The organism is Novosphingobium sp., assembly GCF_025351285.1.
Classification (GTDB): domain Bacteria; phylum Pseudomonadota; class Alphaproteobacteria; order Sphingomonadales; family Sphingomonadaceae; genus Novosphingobium.
The window spans coordinates 1-18,617 of the sequence record NZ_JANXWG010000009.1; the positions used below are offsets into that span (position 1 = coordinate 1).

Annotated in this window: 19 protein-coding genes and 2 tRNA genes; 11 read left to right on the top strand and 10 right to left on the bottom strand. The window is 65.1% G+C overall.

The annotated features are described in order from the left end of the window. Window positions 1-237: 237 nt before the first annotated feature. The 6 genes from trpD to Q0R16_RS01245 are packed head-to-tail and all read right to left on the bottom strand — an operon-like array spanning window position 238 to window position 7,397. Entirely contained in the window at window positions 238-1,200 is a 963-nt protein-coding gene (gene trpD / locus Q0R16_RS01220; protein ID WP_295630977.1) for an anthranilate phosphoribosyltransferase, read from the bottom strand. Further along, window positions 1,197-1,796, bottom strand: coding sequence for an aminodeoxychorismate/anthranilate synthase component II (locus Q0R16_RS01225; protein ID WP_295630979.1), 600 nt, complete (start codon window positions 1,794-1,796; stop codon window positions 1,197-1,199). The genes trpD and Q0R16_RS01225 overlap by 4 nt, the downstream gene beginning before the upstream one ends. A 31-nt stretch (window positions 1,797-1,827) precedes the next feature. Further along, on the bottom strand, window positions 1,828-2,805 hold the full coding sequence (gene pip / locus Q0R16_RS01230) for a prolyl aminopeptidase (protein WP_295630981.1): 978 nt from the start codon (window positions 2,803-2,805) through the stop codon (window positions 1,828-1,830). After that, entirely contained in the window at window positions 2,802-3,893 is a 1,092-nt protein-coding gene (locus Q0R16_RS01235) for an alpha/beta fold hydrolase (RefSeq protein ID WP_295630983.1), read from the bottom strand. Before Q0R16_RS01235 ends, pip begins: the two co-directional genes overlap by 4 nt. Before the next feature lie 50 nt (window positions 3,894-3,943). Then, complete coding sequence (trpE, locus tag Q0R16_RS01240; protein WP_295630986.1) at window positions 3,944-5,452, bottom strand: anthranilate synthase component I; 1,509 nt, start codon at window positions 5,450-5,452, stop codon at window positions 3,944-3,946. 13 nt (window positions 5,453-5,465) lie between these two features. After that, complete coding sequence (locus Q0R16_RS01245; protein WP_295630988.1) at window positions 5,466-7,397, bottom strand: peptidylprolyl isomerase; 1,932 nt, start codon at window positions 7,395-7,397, stop codon at window positions 5,466-5,468. A 319-nt stretch (window positions 7,398-7,716) separates the two neighbouring features. Between Q0R16_RS01245 and tpiA the strand changes: the two genes are divergently transcribed. The 4 genes from tpiA (at window position 7,717) to Q0R16_RS01265 (ending at window position 11,724) form a co-directional block, all read left to right on the top strand. After that, a complete protein-coding gene (gene tpiA / locus Q0R16_RS01250; protein WP_295630990.1) occupies window positions 7,717-8,472 on the top strand; it encodes a triose-phosphate isomerase in 756 nt (251 codons plus the stop codon). A 121-nt stretch (window positions 8,473-8,593) separates the two neighbouring features. Further along, window positions 8,594-9,001 (top strand): preprotein translocase subunit SecG, encoded by a 408-nt coding sequence (gene secG / locus Q0R16_RS01255; protein WP_295630992.1) that lies wholly within the window; start codon window positions 8,594-8,596, stop codon window positions 8,999-9,001. Window positions 9,002-9,166: 165 nt separating this feature from the next. Then, on the top strand, window positions 9,167-10,816 hold the full coding sequence (locus Q0R16_RS01260; protein WP_295630994.1) for a CTP synthase: 1,650 nt from the start codon (window positions 9,167-9,169) through the stop codon (window positions 10,814-10,816). Between the two features lie 215 nt (window positions 10,817-11,031). Further along, entirely contained in the window at window positions 11,032-11,724 is a 693-nt protein-coding gene (locus Q0R16_RS01265; protein ID WP_295630996.1) for a Crp/Fnr family transcriptional regulator, read from the top strand. Window positions 11,725-12,031: 307 nt separating this feature from the next. Here Q0R16_RS01265 and Q0R16_RS01270 read toward each other — a convergent pair whose 3' ends face one another. Next, window positions 12,032-12,505 (bottom strand): Hsp20 family protein, encoded by a 474-nt coding sequence (locus Q0R16_RS01270; RefSeq protein WP_295630998.1) that lies wholly within the window; start codon window positions 12,503-12,505, stop codon window positions 12,032-12,034. Between the two features lie 198 nt (window positions 12,506-12,703). Here Q0R16_RS01270 and grxC point away from each other — a divergent pair, with 198 nt between their 5' ends. The 4 genes from grxC to Q0R16_RS01290 all read left to right on the top strand — a co-directional run bounded on the left by grxC (window position 12,704) and on the right by Q0R16_RS01290 (window position 14,486). Then, a complete protein-coding gene (gene grxC, locus Q0R16_RS01275; protein WP_295630999.1) occupies window positions 12,704-12,967 on the top strand; it encodes a glutaredoxin 3 in 264 nt (87 codons plus the stop codon). Further along, entirely contained in the window at window positions 12,964-13,803 is an 840-nt protein-coding gene (locus tag Q0R16_RS01280) for a carbon-nitrogen hydrolase family protein (RefSeq protein WP_295631001.1), read from the top strand. The genes grxC and Q0R16_RS01280 overlap by 4 nt, the downstream gene beginning before the upstream one ends. After that, a complete protein-coding gene (locus tag Q0R16_RS01285) occupies window positions 13,800-14,336 on the top strand; it encodes a DUF1178 family protein (RefSeq protein WP_295631003.1) in 537 nt (178 codons plus the stop codon). The genes Q0R16_RS01280 and Q0R16_RS01285 overlap by 4 nt, the downstream gene beginning before the upstream one ends. A gap of 73 nt (window positions 14,337-14,409) precedes the next feature. Further along, window positions 14,410-14,486, top strand: a tRNA-Arg gene (locus tag Q0R16_RS01290). Between the two features lie 45 nt (window positions 14,487-14,531). Here Q0R16_RS01290 and Q0R16_RS01295 read toward each other — a convergent pair. Further along, complete coding sequence (locus Q0R16_RS01295) at window positions 14,532-15,083, bottom strand: peroxidase-related enzyme (protein ID WP_295631005.1); 552 nt, start codon at window positions 15,081-15,083, stop codon at window positions 14,532-14,534. A 128-nt stretch (window positions 15,084-15,211) separates the two neighbouring features. Next, window positions 15,212-16,120 carry a LysR family transcriptional regulator gene (locus Q0R16_RS01300; RefSeq protein ID WP_295631007.1) on the bottom strand — a complete coding sequence of 303 codons (909 nt, stop codon included), beginning with the start codon at window positions 16,118-16,120 and terminating at the stop codon, window positions 15,212-15,214. A 118-nt stretch (window positions 16,121-16,238) separates the two neighbouring features. On the opposite strand from Q0R16_RS01300, the gene Q0R16_RS01305 reads away from it, so the two are divergent. Next, the gene (locus Q0R16_RS01305; protein ID WP_295631009.1) at window positions 16,239-16,859 is read left to right on the top strand and encodes a pyridoxamine 5'-phosphate oxidase family protein; all 621 of its coding nucleotides are present in this window, start codon (window positions 16,239-16,241) and stop codon (window positions 16,857-16,859) included. Continuing rightward, on the top strand, window positions 16,856-17,320 hold the full coding sequence (locus Q0R16_RS01310) for a nuclear transport factor 2 family protein (RefSeq protein ID WP_295631010.1): 465 nt from the start codon (window positions 16,856-16,858) through the stop codon (window positions 17,318-17,320). Before Q0R16_RS01305 ends, Q0R16_RS01310 begins: the two co-directional genes overlap by 4 nt. Window positions 17,321-17,375: 55 nt before the next feature. Here the strand turns inward: Q0R16_RS01310 and Q0R16_RS01315 are convergent. Beyond that, window positions 17,376-17,452, bottom strand: a tRNA-Pro gene (locus Q0R16_RS01315). Window positions 17,453-17,600: 148 nt separating this feature from the next. On the opposite strand from Q0R16_RS01315, the gene thyA reads away from it, so the two are divergent. After that, the gene (gene thyA, locus Q0R16_RS01320) at window positions 17,601-18,551 is read left to right on the top strand and encodes a thymidylate synthase (protein WP_295631012.1); all 951 of its coding nucleotides are present in this window, start codon (window positions 17,601-17,603) and stop codon (window positions 18,549-18,551) included. Window positions 18,552-18,617 lie beyond the last annotated feature (66 nt).

Here is an 18,617-nt window from a genome sequence, read left to right on the forward strand (position 1 = left end):
TTTGCGCAGCGGCCCGTGCATCGAGCGCGTCGAGCGAGTTGACCGCCTTGCGCGCGGCGACTTCGGTGCGCTTGGTTGCGCAGATATCGGCAAGAATGTCCAAGCTGCCTGACCCCGTATCGTGTTGCGTCCGCCGGGCCGATAACGATCGCAGGTTTTCCGGCGCAGTCATCGGACCATTGGTCAAAAAATCTTGCTCACGCCAAGCGCAGTACTGTTGGCGAAGCAAGTCGTCATCTAGTGCACTGCGGCGATCCAGCAATCGAGCAGAGCGATGGCCAGGCCACGGTCGATCACTTCGGCCAGTTCCTCGACCGCGTCGCGCAGGTTGTGCGCTTCACCCGCCACCATCAGCGCAGCCGCGGAGTTGAGCAGCACCGCATCGCGATAGGCCGGGTTCTGATCGGGATCGCCGCGCAGCATCTTGCGCAATTCGCGCGCGTTGAATGCCGCATCGCCGCCTTTCAGCGCATCGAGCGGGTGGCGGGGCAGGCCGGCGTCTTCGGGTGTAATGATAGCCGGTGCGACCATGCCATATGCGAACACGTGGCTGGGGCCGGCGATCGACAATTCATCGAGCCCTTCGGCGCCGCACACCACCAGGACCCGCTCCATGCCCAGGTCGGCCCACGGCACGGCCGAGAAGATCGCGAACCCGGTCATGTTGGCCACGCCGATCAACTGCCGCCGCACTTGCGCCGGGTTGCACAGCGGGCCGGTGAGGTTGAGGATGGTGCGCTTGCCCAAGGCCTTGCGAAGTGGCCCGAGCCGCGCCAGCGCCGGATGGTGCGCCTGCGCGAACAGGAACGCCAGGCCCATGTCGGCCAGCGTTTCCTCGGCGCGGGCCGAAGCCTTGGCGAGATCGAGACCGAGCGCTTCCAACGTGTCCGCACCGCCCGCCAGCGATGATGCCGCGCGGTTGCCGTGCTTGGCCACCGGCACCCCGCAGGCCGCCACCACGATCGCCACCGCGGTCGAGACGTTGAGCGTGTGCTGGCCATCGCCACCGGTGCCGCAGACGTCGATGGCGTGCGGTGGCGCGTCGATCGCGATCATCCGCGCGCGAACGGCGCGGACGGCTTCGGCCAGCGATGCGCCATCGGGATCGTGGTTGGCGAGGAAGTGGCTGGCTTCGGCATCGCTCATTGCGCCGTCGAGCAGCGCGTCGAAGCGGTCGGCATTCGTCGTGGTCGTGGTCACGCCAGTTCCTTCACCGGCATTTCAGTGGGTTTCAGGCCGGCAAGGCGCAGGAAGTTGGCGAGCAGCGCGTGGCCGTGTTCGGTGGCGATGCTTTCGGGGTGGAACTGCACGCCGTGGATCGGCAGCGTCACATGGCGGAAGCCCATCACGTGCGCGTCATCCGAGGTGGCGTTGACCACAAGCGTCTCGGGCACGTTGTCGACAATCAGCGAGTGGTAGCGCGTGGCGGTGAACGGCGAGGGGAGCCCGGCGAACAGCCCGCTGCCGTCGTGCGTGACCGGCGAAGTCTTGCCATGCATCAGCCCGCCGCGCACGACCCGGCCGCCGAAATGCTGCCCGATCGCCTGGTGCCCGAGGCACACGCCCAACAGCGGCCGCCCGGCATCGGCGCAGGCGGCAACGAGATCGAGGCTGATCCCCGCCTCGTTCGGTGTGCACGGCCCCGGCGAAATCAGGAACCCCGCCGCGCCGGACGACATCGCCTGCCCGACCGAGAGCGCATCGTTGCGCACGACTTCGACCTCGGCCCCAAGCTCCATCAGGTAATGGACGAGGTTCCAGGTGAAGCTGTCGTAGTTGTCGATAACGAGGATCATGGGCCGGCCGTTAGCGGTTTGTGCGCGCCGATCAAGCGCCTGTCTTCCCCGCAAACCGATCGCTCGCGCGCACCAGCCCGTCGGTGATGCCGGGTTCGGTGAACAGGTGCCCGCCGTCCGGCACGATCTGCAAGTCCACTTCGGGCCAGGCTTGCTTGAGCGCCCAGGCCGCGGCAGGGGGTGTGCAGCAATCGTGCCTCCCTTGCACGATCACACCGGGGATGCCGCGCAGCTTCTCCGCGCCAGCCAGCAATCGGCCGTCCTCCAGCCAGCATTTGTGGCGGAAGTAGTGGTTTTCGATGCGGGCGACCGAGATCGCATGGTCATCGTCGGTGAATTCTTCGAGCATCGCCGGATCGGGCAGCAGGGTGACGGTCACGCCCTCCCACCGGCTCCACGCCTTGGCGGCGGCGAGGCGGGTGGCGGGATCGTCAGCGGTGAGGCGGCGGTGGTAGGCTTCGACCACATCGCCGCGTTCGGCCTCGGGAATATGGCCGATGAACTGGTCCCATTCTTCGGGGTAAAGCGCGCTGGCGCCGTATGTGTAGAGCCAGTCGAACTCGGGCTGGCTGCCGAGGAAAATGCCACGCAGGACGAGTTCGGTGACGCGGTCGGGGTGTGTTTCGGCGTAAGCCAGCGACAGCGTCGAGCCCCAGCTTCCGCCGAACACCATCCACTTTTCAAGCCCGCACATAACCCGCAGCCGCTCGATATCGGCGACGAGGTGCCAGGTGGTGTTGGCCTCGAGGTTGGCGAACGGAGTTGAGCGACCGCAGCCGCGCTGATCGAACAGCAGCACGTCGTAAAGCGCAGGATCGAACTGTTGGCGTTGCGCCGGGCTGCACCCGCTGCCGGGGCCGCCATGGAGGAACACCACCGGCTTGGCGCCGCGCGTGCCGCAACGTTCCCAGTAGAGCGTGTGGCCATCGCCGACATCGAGCGTGCCGGTCTCGTAGGGTTCGATCGGCGGGTAAAGCGTGCGGCGTTCAGAATAGTTTTTGGCAGTCATTTCGATTCCTCGGCCATCAGCTTGACCAGATCGGCTTTCCAGAACACCGCCCAGGTGTGGGTGCCGTGGCCCTTGGTTTCGGGGCTGGACGGGATCAGCACGAACCGCGCGCGCGGCATCCGTTTGACCAGCTTTTCGGCCATTCCCAGTTCGGGCGGGTTGATGAAATCGTCGGCCGAATTGATCCACAGGACCGGCACGGTGATCTTCTCCAGCGCACGCGAGGGATCGTAAGTCCGCGACGAATCGAGTTGGTAGATCGTGTCGTTGGCGTCATTGGCGGTGGCGATATAGGCGGATTCAGCTTGTGCGAGAAACGCCTCTGCCTTCGCGCGCGTCGGCTGGAAGAACTGCCAGGCGAGCGGATTGCCGCCGGCGATCAGCGACAAGTCGCGCATCGTCCGCAAGCCTTGCGCGGGTTGGGCGGTGTAGTTGCCGCCGTTCCACAACGGATCGGCTTCGATCGCGTCGATACTCATCTTGCGCCACACGCGGTTGCGCCCGGCGAGTTCCACCGCGTTGCAGGCGAACGGCGCCAGCCGGCGCGCGAAACCGGGGAACATTTGGCCCCAGACGAAGGCGTGCATGCAGCCCATCGAAGTGCCGAGGATCAACTGGAGTTTGGTGACACCCAACCCCTCGGTCAGCATCCGGCGCTGCGAGGCGACCATGTCGGCATAATCGTACTTCGGGAACGCCATCCGCAACCCGTCGCTGGGCTTGGACGATTTCCCGTGGCCGATGTTATCGGGCAGGATCACGTAATGCGTGGCGATATCGAGCGGCTGGCCGGGGCCGTAAAGCTGATCGGCGAATTGCGGGCGGTAGAACTGGTGCCCGTCGCCGCCGGTGCCATGAAGCACCATCACCGCGTTGTCGATCTGGCCCTTGGCATCGCGGTGCGGCGTGCCGAGCGTGGTGACGTGGATCTTGACTTCGGCCATCCGCTCGCCGTCGGCGAAGGCGAAGTCCTTGAGCACCACGTCGCGCTCGGTCGCGTGTTTCGACCAGTCTTCGGCATGGACGGAGGCCGGGGCGAGGGGAGCAAGCGCGAGCAGCGCGGCGGACAGGAACATGCGGGCGATCATCGGTCGGACACTATGCCCAAGCCCGGCGCGGTCAAGCCGTCCCGCGTGCCTTATTGGCCATAGCCCGCTTCACCCGCCACGCGGATTGCTTCGCGCGCAGCGGCGATCAGCGCGCCCGATTTGGCCTCGCATTCGCGCTGTTCGTATTCGGGCACGCTGTCCGCGACGATGCCCGCGCCGGCCTGGACGTGGAGCATGCCATCCTTGACCACGCCGGTGCGCAGCACGATGCAACTGTCGAGGTTGCCGTCGGGCGCGAAATAGCCGACCCCGCCGGCGTAGGCGCCGCGCGCTTCGGGTTCCAATTCGGCGATGATCTGGCACGCGCGCACCTTGGGCGCGCCGCTGACGGTGCCCGCGGGGAAGCCTGCGAACAGCGCGTCGACCGCATCGGCGCGGCTGGTGTCGAGCCGGCCGATCACGTTCGAGACGATGTGCATCACGTGGCTGTAGTGCTCGACCGTGTAGCTGCTGGTTACCTCGACCGTGCCCGCCTGAGCCACGCGGCCGACGTCGTTTCGGCCGAGATCGAGCAGCATCAGGTGCTCGGCGCGTTCTTTCGGATCGGCGAGCAGGCTGGCTTCGTTGGCGCGGTCTTCCTCGATCGTCTGGCCGCGCGGGCGGGTGCCGGCGATCGGGCGGATCGTGACTTCGCCATTGCGCACGCGCACGAGGATTTCGGGGCTGGAGCCGATCAGCGCAAAGCCGGGCAAGTCGAGGAAATAGAGGAACGGCGAGGGGTTCACGCGGCGCAGGCTGCGGTAAAGCGCGAACGGCGGCAGCGTGAACGGCGCGGAAAAGCGTTGCGCCAGCACCACCTGGAAGATGTCGCCCGCCTCGATGTAGGCTTGCGCGCGCAGCACCATTTCGGCGTATTGCGCGGGCTCCATCGCGGGGGTGACGGTGAGGCTTGGCAGCGCTTGCGGCACGGGCGTGGGGGCGGCGTTGGCGAGCTTGCGGAGCGCCTCGTCGATGCGCTCACCGGCCAGATCAATGGCACGATCAGCAGCGGTCGCGCCCGCCCAGATCGGCGCGATCGCGAACAGTTCGTCCGAAAGCCGGTCGAACACCAGGATCAGCGTGGGGCGCACGAACAGCATGTCGGGCAAGTCGAGCGGGCTGGCCGGCGCGCGGGGCAGCTTTTCGACCAGCCCGATGGTCTCGTAGCCGAAATAGCCGACGAGACAGGCCAGCGCGCTGGGCAGCACCGCCGGCACGTCGATCCGGCAGGCATCGACCTGCGCGCGCAGTTCGGTCAGGCTGTCGCGTTCCAACGGCGCGAACGCGTCGCGATCGTGCTTCCATTCGCAGTTGATCGCGCAGCCATGCTCGTCGGCGCGGAAAACCAGATCGGGATCGAGCCCGAGCAGGCTGTAGCGCCCGCGGACTTCGCCGCCTTCGACCGATTCGAGCAGGAAATCGCCGCGCCCCGGCTCGATTAGCTTGAGCGCCGCGCCGACCGGGGTTTCGGTATCGGCAATCAGCCGCCGCCACACCAGCGCGGGCATGCCCGCCGCCAGCGCAGCGCGCGCGGCATCCGCATTCTCCGGCCCGGCCATGCGCGCTGTGGCCTTACTGGCCGCCGACGAGGCGCGTGCGCGCCGCGTCGATCGCGGTGGCGTTTCTGGTCACGCCGATTTCGTTGCGCATCGCGATCCGCAATTGCTGCGCATATTCGCGCCCCATCGCGTTTCCGAGTTCGGTCTTGAGCCCGCCGATCAGCGGATCGTTGGGCGCGGCCGGGCCGGTGACGATGGCCTTGAGCATGACCACGTACCAGCCACCCTTGTCCGCGCCTTCAAGCCGCTTGGTCGATCCTTGCGCCATGCCGAACATCAGCGCGAGCGGTGGCGGGACCTTCTGGCCCATCTGGATCAGTTGTTCGCGGCTGATATCGATCGATTGCGGCGCCGGCACGGCCACGCCGAGCGACTTGATCGCGTCGGTGGCGGGTGTGCCCTTGGCGGCGGCCGCCATCAGCTTGTCGGCGGCGTCGCGCGCGGCGGTCCAGCCCTTGTCGGTGCGGTAATCGCGCAGCACCGCATCGCGCACCGCGGCGAACGGCGCGGGCGCGGCGCGGGTGATCTGGCCGACATCGAACACCGCAACGCTCTTGCCCTTCTGCAGTTCGACCAGTTGCGGCTGGCCTTCGCGTTCCATCCCGAAGGCCGTCTGCAGCAGCGGCGCGGTTGCCGGATCGGGCTTGGCGTCCTTCTTGCCGAACGGCACGCCGCTGGCGAGCAGCGGTTCGGTGGTGATCACGGTGGCGCCGAGCGATTTAGCCGCGTCGGCAAGCCCCGTGCCTTTTTCGAGCCGGTCGGCCACAGAATTGGCCTGCGCGGTCAAGGCGAGTTGGCGCTTGTCGGCCGAGAGCGCGGCGGTGATTTCGCCACGCGCCTGGTCGAGCGTCTTGCCTGCGTTCTTCTGCACCGCGTCGACGTGGATCACGTACCAGCCGAGCGGGCCTTTCACCGGGCCGATTGCTGCACCGGCCTGCGCGGCGAACACCGCATCGGCAATCGCGGGCGTGGACTGGCCGGTCAGCGAATTGCGGGTGACCTTGTCGAGCTTGGCGGCAGCAAGACCACCGGCCTTGGCGGCGGCTTCGAGATCACCGGCTTTGGCCACATAAGGCCTGGCGGCGGCTTCGCTGGGCAGGATCAACTGCGTGACGCTGCGCGTTTCGGACGGTGCGTAGACGGCCTTGTTGTCGGTGTAGCGCTTGGTGATCTCGGCCTCGGTGGGTGCAGGCGCGTTCTTGAGGCTGGCTTCGTCGATCACGAAATAGCGCAAAGTTCGGCGTTCGGGCTGGAGGTAATTGCGGCTGTGCGTGCCGTAGAACGCTTGCAGGGTCTTGTCGTCGGCCGCGGCATTGGCGGCAAAGGCCAGGCTGGGCAGCAGCACGATCGTGCCCTGGCGATGCTCCTTGAGCAGCGACAGATAGCGCAGCGCGGCTTCGTTGGGGGCGGCGGCGCCGAAGCTGGCGGGCACGAGCAATTGCTTGGCCATCAAGCCCTTGGAGATGTCTTCGCGCAGCGCGGCATCGGTAAAGCCCTTCTGGCCGATCACCGAACGGTACACCGTTTCGTTGAACTTGCCGTCGGGTCCTGCGAATGCGGGGATCTGCGCAAGTTCGCTGCCGATCAGCCGATTACCGACGCCGAAGCCGTACTTTTTGCCCCATTCGAGCATCGCCGAGCGTTCGATCAGGTCGTTCAGCACTTCGTCGATGGCGCCTTGCGCAACGATGTCCTTCATCGTCATGCCCGGGTTTTTCTGGCGCTGCTGTTCCAGTGCCTGCGTCACGGTTTGCGTGAGCAATCCTGCCCCGATCGAGCTGTGCCCGATCTTGGCCACCCGGTCTCCATCGCCGCCGCCGCTGCTGCCGAAGCGGTTGCCCGTGACGTCGGCACTGGCAAACGCCAGCGCGATGATGCCGACAAAGCCGAGCGTGATGGCAACGCCAAGGCGCGACTGGAAGAAGGAGCGGAAGAATCCAAGCATGGGTAGGGCAACGCCTGCAAGTTATGGGAGAGGGTCAAATATCGATCGGGCACGCCTTAGAAGCCAATCGCGGGGGCTGCAATGGGTGCGCAGGCCGGTTGTAGCCCGGCTGCAAGTTCAATAGAGGTCGCTGCCTCAATTCAGTTTGCTGCCTCAATTCAGTTTGCTGCGTCTCTGGGGCAACGCTCGGCCGCAAAAGGGGTAACCACAAGCGCCAAGGCTTTTGCAATCCATCGAGCGCTTTGCTAGCCGCGCGGCTTGCGACGCCGCAGGGGTGTCGATTTTCGCTCGACAGATAATGAAGGAACAGAACGCAGTCATGCGGCCATATATCGTGGGCAACTGGAAGATGAACGGGGTGAAGGCGATGCTCGCCGAAGCCCGCGCGATCGATCGCGCGGCGGGGCGGAACCCGGGCGTCGATGTCGCGCTGGCTCCGCCCGCCACGCTGATCGGGCCCTTGCGCGATGCCGTCACCATGATCGGGGTGGGCGGGCAGGATTGCCACACCGCCGAAAAAGGCGCGCATACCGGCGATATGTCGGCGGTGATGCTGGCAGATGCCGGCGCCGATTTCGTGATTCTGGGTCATAGTGAACGCCGCCGCGATCATGGCGAAACCGATGCCGTGGTCAAGGCCAAAGCCGAAACCGCGCTCGCCGCCGGGCTCACACTGATCGTCTGCGTGGGCGAAACGCTGGCCGAACGCGATGCCGGGCAGGCTGAAGCGATCGTGGGTGCGCAAGTCGATGGGTCGCTGCCGGTGCTGGCCGATCCGGCGTCGGCGGGCTTGCGGCTGGCGATCGCATACGAACCGGTCTGGGCGATCGGCACGGGCCGAGTCGCTGCGGTCGAAGACGTGGTGGTGATGCACGCTGCGATCCGAGAACGCCTGATGGCGGCGCTGGGTGAAGCGGGCGCGGCGGTGCGCATTCTGTATGGCGGTTCGGTCAATGCCGAAAACGCTGCCGCGCTGCTCGCGGCCGAAGGCGTTGGTGGCGCGCTGGTCGGCGGGGCAAGCCTGACCACCGAAGCATTCCTGCCGATCATTGCGGCGGCAAGCCACGAGGATTGATACAGCGGCGCGTGAACCCGTCCATGCCTTGCCAAGCTGCGGGCGCGGCCTTACATGCGCCGCCAACGACGGGCTGCCGCGCGCGGTCCATTTCCACGGTTTTCAAGAGGCGTAACCCGGCATGTCGCTGTTCATTTTCCTGATGGTGGTGCAGGCGATCGTCGCCGCGTTGCTGGTCACCGTGGTGCTGCTGCAGCAGTCCGAAGGTGGCGGGCTCGGCGTTGGTGGAAGTCCGGCAGGGCTGATGTCGGCTCGCGGTGCGGCCGATTTCATGACCCGCGCGACCGGTATCCTGGCCGCGCTGTTCGTCGCCCTGAGCATCGCGCTGGCCGCGCTGGCGGTGAGCGCAAGCAGCGCCAGCAAGATCGACACCACGCTGGATCGCCGCATTGCGCCTGCACCCGGATCGGTTCCGGCCAAGGATCCGCTCGCGGCTCCGGCGGCGCCGGCCGGCCAGGCGCCTGCTGGTCCGGCTCCTGCTGGTCCGGCTCCGGCCAAGGATCCGCTCAAGGGCGCAACCGGCCAGTAACCTTCGTTTTGATGGGTTGAGGCGGGCCTGCCGGGCTTCTGGCAGGTCGCTTTGCTTGCCGTCGTCGATTTCCATCTGTGGCCAGCTTTGAACTGTGGATGGAGCAAGTTTTTGCGCCTGCGCGGCTTGCCCGCGTGGGGCCCCAACCGTTAAGGCTCGAATCCGATGGCGCGGTTCATTTTCATAACCGGCGGCGTGGTTTCGTCGCTCGGCAAGGGTCTTATGGCGGCCAGCCTCGCGGCGCTGCTGCAGGCGCGCGGCTTCAAGGTCCGCATCCGCAAGTTCGATCCCTATCTCAACGTCGATCCGGGCACGATGAGCCCCTATCAACACGGCGAAGTCTACGTCACCGATGATGGCGCCGAAACCGATCTGGACCTGGGGCATTACGAACGCTTCACCGGCGTTTCGGCGCGGCAGGCGGACAACATCACCAGCGGGCGCGTGTATCGCGACATCATCACCAAGGAACGTCGCGGCGATTACCTTGGCGCAACGGTCCAGGTGATCCCGCACGTCACCGACGAGATCAAGGCCTTCGCCAAGGCCGATCTGTTTGATGAAGAGGGAGGTGACCTCGATTTTGTGCTGTGCGAGATCGGCGGCACCGTCGGCGATATCGAAGGACTGCCGTTCATCGAGGCGATCCGCCAGCTCCGCAATGAAATGGGCCGCGAACAGACCTGTTCGGTTCATGTCACGCTGGTGCCCTACATCGCCGCCGCGGGCGAATTGAAGACCAAGCCGACTCAGCACTCGGTGCGCGAACTGGCCGCCCTGGGCGTGCAGCCTGACATGCTGCTGTGCCGCTGCGAAAAGCCGATTCCCGATGGTGAACGCGCCAAGATCGCGCTGTTCTGCAATGTGCGCAAGGAAGCGGTGATCCCCGCGCTCGATGCCAAAAGCATCTATTCGGTGCCGTTGCAGTACCATGCCGAGGGTCTCGATGCCGAAGTGCTGCGCCATTTCGGCATGGACAGCGTGGCTCCCGACTTGTCGCGCTGGGACGATATCGTCGATCGCTATTTCAACCCCGAAGGCGAAGTCACGATCGGCGTGGTCGGCAAATATGTCGGGCTGCCCGATGCTTACAAGTCGCTCAACGAAGCGCTGGTTCACGGCGGCATGGCCAACCGCGTCAAGGTCAACATCGTGTGGCTCGACGCCGAGTTGTTCGAGGAGCCCGATGCCGAAGTCGCCGCCAAGCTTGAACCGATGCACGGCATTCTCGTGCCCGGCGGGTTCGGCGTGCGCGGGTCCGAAGGCAAGATCGAGGCGGTGCGCTTCGCGCGCGAACGCAACGTGCCGTTCTTCGGGATTTGCCTGGGCATGCAGATGGCGTGCATCGAAGGCGCGCGCAACACCGCCGGGATCGCGCGCGCTTCGTCCACCGAATTCGGCGACACCAGCGAGCCGGTGGTGGGCATCATCACCGAATGGATGAGCGCCGAGGGGCTCCAGCAGCGCGGCGCCGATACCGACATGGGCGGCACGATGCGGCTTGGCGCTTACGAAGCCAAGCTGGCCGGCAACAGCCACGTTTCGGCAATCTATGGTGGTGCGGACAGCATCTCCGAACGCCACCGCCACCGCTACGAAGTCAACGGCGCCTATCGCGAACCGCTGGAGCGGGGCGGACTGGTGTTTTCAGGCATGTCGCCCGACGGATTGCTCCCCGAAATCGTCGAACGGCCCGACCATCCGTGGTTCATCGGGGTGCAGTTCCACCCCGAATTGAAAAGCCGCCCGTTCGATCCGCACCCCTTGTTTGCCGGGTTCATTGCGGCGGCGCTCAAGCAGGCGCGACTGGTTTGAGGTAAGACCTGCCACCAACGGCCAGGCAACGATTGCGGCTTGCAATTGTTACAAACCGTCAACGAATCCTTGCACTTCTGCGAGTCTTGCGCTCAAACCGCCTGACCGGACGATAGTTTCGGGTGTAACAGGGCTGGTCGCAGCAGCATCGGGCACGCATTTTCTCATGAGCCGCCCGACGCATCACCACGTTCACGGGGGCGCAGCCAATCGTCATGCATGCATCGGAACTTGCCGCCACGCTCGCGTCGCAGAGCCTGTTTGCCGATTGCGAACAGGCCGAACTTTCGGACATCATCCTGCGCGGCAACCTGAAGGCGTTCAAGCGCGAACAGGAACTGATGGCGCAAGGCGCTGAAGGCAACACGCTGTTCATCATGCTGTCGGGGCTGGCGCGGGTCAGCATGGTGGCCGCCAACGGGCGCGAAATCGTGCTCGATTATGCCGAACCGGGCCATGTGCTAGGCGAAATCGCCTTCCTCGACGGGGGCGAACGCACCGCCAGCGTCCATGCGATCGAACCGGTCGAAGCGCTGGTGCTGTCGCGTTCCGCGTTCGACGATATCGTCAGCAAGCACCAGCGCATGTCACTGCGGCTGTTGAAAGCCATGGCGCGGCGCATCCGTCAGAACAACGCGGTGATCGAGGCCGATCGCGCCTACACTTCGGGCCCAAGGCTCGCGCGGTTCCTTTTGCGGCTGATGATGAGCAACGAACCCGGCAGCGTCGACGGGCAATTGCGCATCGCGCTCAGCCAGGGCGAACTCGGCAACTTTGCCGGCATGTCGCGCGAACAGATCAATCGCCAGCTTTCGGCCTGGGCGGATTCGGGCATGGTCACGCTCAAAGGCGGACGCGTGACCATCCTCGATCGCTCGGCGCTGATGGACGTGGCCGAAGCCTGCTGAGGCCTAACTTAAACGTGGCCGAAGCCTGCTGAGGCCTAACTTAAACGTGGCTGAAGCCTGCTGAGGCCTATCTTAAACGTCGCCGAAGCCTGCTGAGGCCTATCTTAAACGTCGCCGAAGCCTGCTGAGGCCTATCTTAAACGTGGCTGAAGCCTGCTGAGGCTTGCGACGTCACCAACTTGCCTGGCTGTGGTATCGTCTTCTGCGACCCGGACGATGCCGCAAGCCTGCCGGCAGGACGCTGGAAACGGCGTAGGGGCGGGCCCTGGCGGACCCGCCCCCGAATGCCGAGTAACGAACTTTCCGATCAGGCGGCGTTGGCAGCCTTGGGTTCGATCGCAACATCGACCACGCTGAGCGGCTTCTGTCCGCCGATCAGCACCTTCTTGGGCTTCATCGCTTCGGGCACTTCGCGCACGAGATCGATGATCAGCAGCCCGTCAGCCAGGTCGGCGTTCTCCACCCGCACGAAATCGGCGAGTTCGAAGCGGCGTTCGAAGCTGCGGTTGGCAATGCCGACATGCAGGAACTGCCGCCCGTCCAGCTCGGGCTTGCTGCCCTTGACCACAAGCAGGTTCTGCTGCGCGGTGATGTCGAGCTCTTCGGACTTGAAGCCGGCCACGGCCAAGGTGATGCGATAGGCATCGTCACCCTGCCGTTCGATGTTGAACGGCGGGTAATTGTCTCCGGCAGCGGCGCGGGCCTGGCGTTCGAGCAAGTCGAACACCCGATCGAAACCCACGGTGTTGCGGCGATAGGGGGTGAAATCCAGACGGTTCATGATACAAATCCTCGTGATTGAGCAATCTGACGAAATCCGCACAAGGCCCGAAACGAACAAACTGCTCGAAACAAAGGCGCCCCGGCGGGGTTGCTGTGTCACGCCCGGTGTGGCGCATGACACGAACGATCATGTGTGTTAGCCGGAACCGAATTCAAGGTCCCCGCTTTCGAAAAAAGGCTGCTGGAGAAACCGCAAATGGCGCTTCCGAAGATCGACATCTACACCAAGTGGGGCTGCCCCTATTGCACGCGCGCCAAGGCGTTGCTCGATGCCAAGGGCGCCGAATATACCGAGTTCGACGTGACGATGGGCGGGCCCGACAAGGCGCAGATGCTCGAACGCGCCCCCCGCGCTACCACCGTGCCGCAGATTTTCATCGGCGAGACGCACGTCGGCGGATCGGACGATCTCGCCGCGCTCGAAGCCGCGGGCAAGCTGGACGCGTTGCTCGCCGCGTGAATGGGCCGACGCGCATCGCCGTCCTGCAGATGACCAGCGGGATCGATCCCGAGGCCAATTACGACACGATCCGCGACGCTGCCGATGAGGCCGCACGCGAAGGCGCGACGATGCTGTTCACGCCCGAAATGTCGCTGCTGCTCGACCGCGATCGCAAGCGCGGCGCCGCCAACATCCCGCCCGAGGGCGACAACCTGTTCGCCACGATGCTCGGCAAACTTGCGACGGAGCGCGGCTTGACCATCTGCCTGGGCTCGATGGCGGTGGCCAGGTCCGACGGCAAACTGGCAAACCGTGCGATGGTGTTTTCGCCTGCGGGCGGGGCACCGGTCACGTACGACAAGATCCACATGTTCGATGTCGATCTGGCAAGTGGCGAATCGTGGCGTGAATCCAACGCTTATGCGCCGGGCGTGGCAGTGGTTGCGGTCGACGACACGCCGCTCGGCCGGCTGGGCCTGGCGATCTGCTATGATATCCGCTTCCCGGCCTTGTTCGAGGCTTTGGGGCAGGCGCGCTGCGACGCCATCGCCATCCCCGCCGCGTTTACCGTGCCGACAGGCCGCGCACATTGGCACTTGCTCCAGCGGGCGAGGGCGGTCGAAGCCAGCGCCTGGGTGATCGCGGCGGCGCAATGCGGCTGCCACGCCGATGGCCGCGAGACTTACGGGCACAGCCTGGTGGTCGATCCGTGGGGCGAGGTGGTGCTCGATCTTGGCGGAGAGGGCGCCGCTCTGGGCTTCGCCACGATCGATCCCGCGCGCACCGCCGAAGTGCGCGCGCAACTGCCCAACCTTTACAACAAGCGCGCAATTCCTACATCGATGTCATCATGATCGTGTTCGACCTCGAATGCCGCGCCGAAGGCCAAGGCGGCGGCCACAAGTTCGAAGGCTGGTTCGGCTCGTCGGACGATTTCGCCAGCCAGCAGGCGCGCGGGCTGCTGGCGTGCCCGGTGTGCGGTTCGGCCGATGTGGGCAAGGCGCTGATGGCGCCCAACCTGGCGCGCAAGGGCAACCAGCTTTTGGGCGCAAAGCCGGTTTCGCAGCCGCCCGTAAACCTCCCCGCAACGGTCACTGCTCCGGCACCCGAACATGCCACGCCGCATGCGATGTCCGGCCCGAAGCTGCCGCCCGAAGCAATTCAGATGCTGCGCGCGGTAGCGGCGATGCAGGCCGAAGCGCTCAAGACCTCGCGCTGGGTGGGCAAGAGCTTTGCCGAAGAAACCCGCGCGATGCATTATGGCGACAAGGATGCCGTACAGATCCACGGCCAGGCCACGCCCGAAGAAGCGCGCGACCTGATGGAAGAAGGCGTCGCCATCGCGCCGATCCTGTTCCCCATGGTTCCGCCCGGCGAGGTAAACTGAACGGTGAAATCGCAAGGCATCCGGCGACCCGACGGATTGCCAGCGTGCCCCGCGCCGCCTAAAGCGGCCCGGGGCGCCCGTAGCTCAGCCGGATAGAGCACCAGATTCCTAATCTGGGGGCCATGGGTTCGAATCCCGTCGGGCGCACCAACCCAACTTTCCGCGAACCCATGGTGGGTCAACATTCGTGTCCGGTCAGGCGGCCAGGCTGGCTTTGACGACCGGGAAGTCGATTTCGGTCTGGAACACCTCGTTGACGTAGTTGGTCCAGGTGTTGAGCGCGACATGCTGGACGATCTCGATCACTTGCGCGTCGGTGTAGCCGGCGGCTTTCACCGCGGTGAAATCGGCGTCGGTTACGTGGCCGCGCGCGTAGGTCACCTGCGCGGCGAAGCGGACGGCGGCATCGGCCTTGGGATCGTTCGAGGCGCCGTTGCGGTTGGCGGTAATCTCTGCGTCATCAAGGTGGGCGAAGGTCTTGCCGAGCTGCGTGTGCGCCGAAAGGCAGTAATCGCAGCCGTTGATCTGGGCGACGGCCAGCGCGATCCGTTCACGCGTGGCGGCGGGCAGGGCGCCCTTGCCGAGCGCGCCGGACATGCCGAGATACCCTTCGAGCGCGGCCGGGCTGGTGCCGATCAGGCGGAACATGTTGGGCGCCGAACCGATCTGCTTGACGACGGCATCGAGCAAGGGCTGCGATTTTTCAGGAGCATCGGCGATGGTGGCGGGGGTGGCGATACGGGGCATGGGAAGGCGTCCTTTCAACGTGGTTGCAGGCGGTGATCCGCCGGCGCCACTGGATTGGGCCTTCCATGATCAATCCGGTATCTGCTGATTTCGGCACCCAGCCTTTCGAATTTCGAGACGCTGATAGTTCAAACTGCGCCCACAGCCGCGATCCGCGCTTTCAACCTGGGCTTGGCGAAATCGAGGAACGCCCGCAGCTTGAGCGGAATCATCGCCTGCCCTGCATGGACGAGGTGTACCGGCAGGGCGTCGGGGCCATGATCGGGCAGGACCCTGACCAGCTTTCCCGATCGCAGCGCGCTGTCGGCCTGGTACGAAAGCACTCGGCAGATCCCCATTCCCGCGATCGCCGCATCGATCACCGATTCGGCAGTGCTGACCGAAAAGCGTGGAGTGATCGTCACCGCCTGGCTGCTCGGGCCCGAGCCGAAGCGCCATTCGCGCAGCGGCTCCAGCCACTCGAACGCAATGCAATCGGTTCCGGCAAGGTCGGCCGGCGTCATGGGCGAGCCCCGGCGGGCGAGATAGTCCGGGCTGGCGCAAGTGATCCAGTGGATATCGCCCAGATGCGTGGCCCGCAGCGCGCTGTCGGGCAAGGGGCCGATGCGGAGCGCGGCATCGACGTGGTTGCCCACCAGGTCGATCACATGATCGGCCAGCACCAGTTTCAGATTAACTTGCGGGTACGCAGAAAGGAACTCGATCGCGATCGGGGTGACATGAAGCTTGCCGAACAGGATCGGCGCGGTGACGAGCAGATCGCCGCGCGGTGCGCGGTATTCGCCCGAAGCGGCGCGTTCGGCATCGTCCAGCATGTCGAGCACCACGCGGGCGCTGCCCACGAAGGCGCGCCCCGCGTCGGTCAGCAACAGCTTGCGGCTGGTGCGGACGACCAGTTGCGTGCCGAGGTGGCGCTCCAGATCAGAAACCTTGCGGCTGACCGTGGGCAACGGCATCCGCAGCTTGCGCGAGGCGGCCGACAGGCTGCCGCCATCGACGGCGGCCAGCAGCGTGCGGATTGCATCGAACCGGTCCACGTCATGCTTCCACAAATTGAAAGGTCGAGTTGCTGGATTACCGGATACTGCCCACGATCGGAAGCATCTATCTGTTCCGGGCCGGGCATATCACTCGGTTCGGATCAGGAGGGCCGCCATGACGATCCCATCGAGCGACATCGCTTTCACGCCCACGATCAAGGCGATCCAGGTCACGCGCGGATCGCGCGATGCCTATGCGAAGATCGAGGCGCGCGGTGGATTTCGGACTGGGATCACCGATGATCTTGCCACCTTCCTGGCCGGCGTCGACACCGCCTATCTCGCCACCGCCAATGCCTCGGGCCAGCCTTATGCGCAGCACCGCGGGGGGCCGAAAGGCTTCCTGCGCGTGATCGACGGGTCGACGATCGGCTTTGCCGACTACATCGGCAACCGGCAGTACATCTCCACCGGCAACCTGGCCGAAAACGCCAAGGCGTTCCTGTTCCTGATGGATTATGCGAACTGCCGGCGGATCAAGATCTGGGGCCGCGCACGGGTGAGCGACGATGCCGCAATGATTTCACGGCTGATGCCCGAAGGCTATCGCGCGAAGCCCGAACAGGCGATCCTGTTCGAGGTAGCAGCCTGGGACATGAATAGCCCGCAGCACATTCCGCAGAAGGTCGACGCTGCCGATGTGCAGGCCGCGCTGGATCGGCTCAACGCACGGATTGCCGATCTCGAAGCCGACAACGCGCGGCTTCGCCAACGCCTTGAAAGGAACCCGACATGAGCCGACCACCCTTGCCCCCGTTCACCGATGAAACCGCGGCGCAGAAGGCGCGTCTGGCCGAGGACGCCTGGAACAGCCGCGATCCAGCACGCGTGGCGCTCGCCTACACGCCCGCAAGCCAGTGGCGGAACCGCGCCGAATTCCTGTCGGGCCGCGCCGCGATCGAAGCATTCCTGACGCGCAAATGGGTGCGCGAACTCGATTATCGGCTGGTCAAGGAAGTCTGGGTGCATACAGGCAACCGTATTGCGGCGCGCTTTGCCTATGAATATCGTGACGACAGCGGCCACTGGTTCCGCGCTTATGGCAACGAGAACTGGCAGTTCGACGCAGACGGCCTGATGGAACGCCGCATCGCCAGCATCAACGAACACCCGATTGCCGAAGCGGATCGCCTGTTCCACTGGCCGCTCGGGCGCCGGCCCGATAACCATGCGGGGTTGAGCGAACTTTCGCTCTGAAACACGGCTCCAAAGCCGCGCAAATGCGCGACTTTGGATACCGATGCAAAAAATGTGGTCGGGGAAAGAGGATTCGAACCTCCGGCCCCTGCCTCCCGAAGACAGTGCTCTACCAGGCTGAGCTATTCCCCGACCGGATCGCCGCCGATTTCCCGGCGGCGGGGCAGGGCGCGGCCTATATGGGCTGATCGACTGCGTGGCAAGCGATCAATCGCGGCGCGCCTGAAGTGCATAGCGTCTCGCGCTTTCCTTGGCCAGCGCGCCGGGCTAGGCTTCAGCCATGGCCACGCTCCCGCTCCGTTCCGCCCCCGCGCCTCATTACGAGGATCAGTATCTCGCGCTGATGCGGCGGATCTGGACGCAGGGCGACGAGCGGATCGATCGCACCGGGATCGGCACGCGGTCGGTGTTCGGCGCCGAATTGCGCTTCGATCTTTCGGGCGGGCAAATGCCGCTGATCACCACCAAACGCGTTTACTGGAAAACCGCCACCCGCGAATTCCTGTGGTTCCTGACCGGTGACACCAATATCCGGGCACTGTGCGCGCAAGGCGTGGAAATCTGGACCGACTGGCCGCTCGACCGCTACCGGCGCGAGACCGGCGATCCGATCGATCGCAAGGACTTCTCCGCACGGATCGTGGCCGATGCCGACTTTGCCGCGCGGTGGGGCGATCTCGGCCCGGTCTATGGCAAACAGTGGGTCGATTGGCCGACCTATGAACCGGCGGGAGAGGGGCTTTATCGGCAGGGCAAGGGGATCGACCAGGTCTCCGCGCTGGTCGAAAGCCTGCGCATGAATCCGGGCAGCCGGCGCCATATCGTCGAGGGCTGGAACGTGGCAGAAATCGACCTGATGGCGCTGCCACCGTGCCACAAGAGCTACCAGTTCCATGTGGCAGACGGCAGGCTGTCCTGCCTGCTCTACCAGCGCAGTTGCGACGTCGCACTCGGGCTGCCGTTCAATTTGTGGGGCGCGGCGTTGTTCACCACGATGCTGGCTCAGCAGTGCGATCTGCAGCCGGGCGAACTGGTGTGGATGGGGGGGGACGTGCACCTCTATCGCAACCATGCCGCGCTGGTGGAGGAGCAGCTTTTGCGGGCTCCATCGGGCTCGCCCCGACTAGAGATCGGGCGCAAGCCGGACACCATCTTCGGCTATCGCATCGATGATTTCGTGGTGTCCGACTACCATCCACAAGCGCCTATTTCTGCTCCCGTCGCGGTGTGACGGAATGATTGACTCGGCTTCGAGAGAGTAATAAAATAACGAGGCCACGCAATATTACGTCACAGG

Bases quoted from the DNA above. Each gene is read 5' to 3' on its own strand.
- Q0R16_RS01225 (WP_295630979.1), bottom strand. From the start codon at position 1,796: ATGATCCTCGTTATCGACAACTACGACAGCTTCACCTGGAACCTCGTC.
- pip (WP_295630981.1), bottom strand. From the start codon at position 2,805: ATGACTGCCAAAAACTATTCTGAACGCCGCACGCTTTACCCGCCGATC.
- Q0R16_RS01235 (WP_295630983.1), bottom strand. From the start codon at position 3,893: ATGATCGCCCGCATGTTCCTGTCCGCCGCGCTGCTCGCGCTTGCTCCC.
- trpE (WP_295630986.1), bottom strand. From the start codon at position 5,452: ATGGCCGGGCCGGAGAATGCGGATGCCGCGCGCGCTGCGCTGGCGGCG.
- Q0R16_RS01245 (WP_295630988.1), bottom strand. From the start codon at position 7,397: ATGCTTGGATTCTTCCGCTCCTTCTTCCAGTCGCGCCTTGGCGTTGCC.
- tpiA (WP_295630990.1), top strand. From the start codon at position 7,717: ATGCGGCCATATATCGTGGGCAACTGGAAGATGAACGGGGTGAAGGCG.
- secG (WP_295630992.1), top strand. From the start codon at position 8,594: ATGTCGCTGTTCATTTTCCTGATGGTGGTGCAGGCGATCGTCGCCGCG.
- Q0R16_RS01260 (WP_295630994.1), top strand. From the start codon at position 9,167: ATGGCGCGGTTCATTTTCATAACCGGCGGCGTGGTTTCGTCGCTCGGC.
- Q0R16_RS01265 (WP_295630996.1), top strand. From the start codon at position 11,032: ATGCATGCATCGGAACTTGCCGCCACGCTCGCGTCGCAGAGCCTGTTT.
- Q0R16_RS01270 (WP_295630998.1), bottom strand. From the start codon at position 12,505: ATGAACCGTCTGGATTTCACCCCCTATCGCCGCAACACCGTGGGTTTC.
- grxC (WP_295630999.1), top strand. From the start codon at position 12,704: ATGGCGCTTCCGAAGATCGACATCTACACCAAGTGGGGCTGCCCCTAT.
- Q0R16_RS01285 (WP_295631003.1), top strand. From the start codon at position 13,800: ATGATCGTGTTCGACCTCGAATGCCGCGCCGAAGGCCAAGGCGGCGGC.
- Q0R16_RS01295 (WP_295631005.1), bottom strand. From the start codon at position 15,083: ATGCCCCGTATCGCCACCCCCGCCACCATCGCCGATGCTCCTGAAAAA.
- Q0R16_RS01305 (WP_295631009.1), top strand. From the start codon at position 16,239: ATGACGATCCCATCGAGCGACATCGCTTTCACGCCCACGATCAAGGCG.
- Q0R16_RS01310 (WP_295631010.1), top strand. From the start codon at position 16,856: ATGAGCCGACCACCCTTGCCCCCGTTCACCGATGAAACCGCGGCGCAG.
- thyA (WP_295631012.1), top strand. From the start codon at position 17,601: ATGGCCACGCTCCCGCTCCGTTCCGCCCCCGCGCCTCATTACGAGGAT.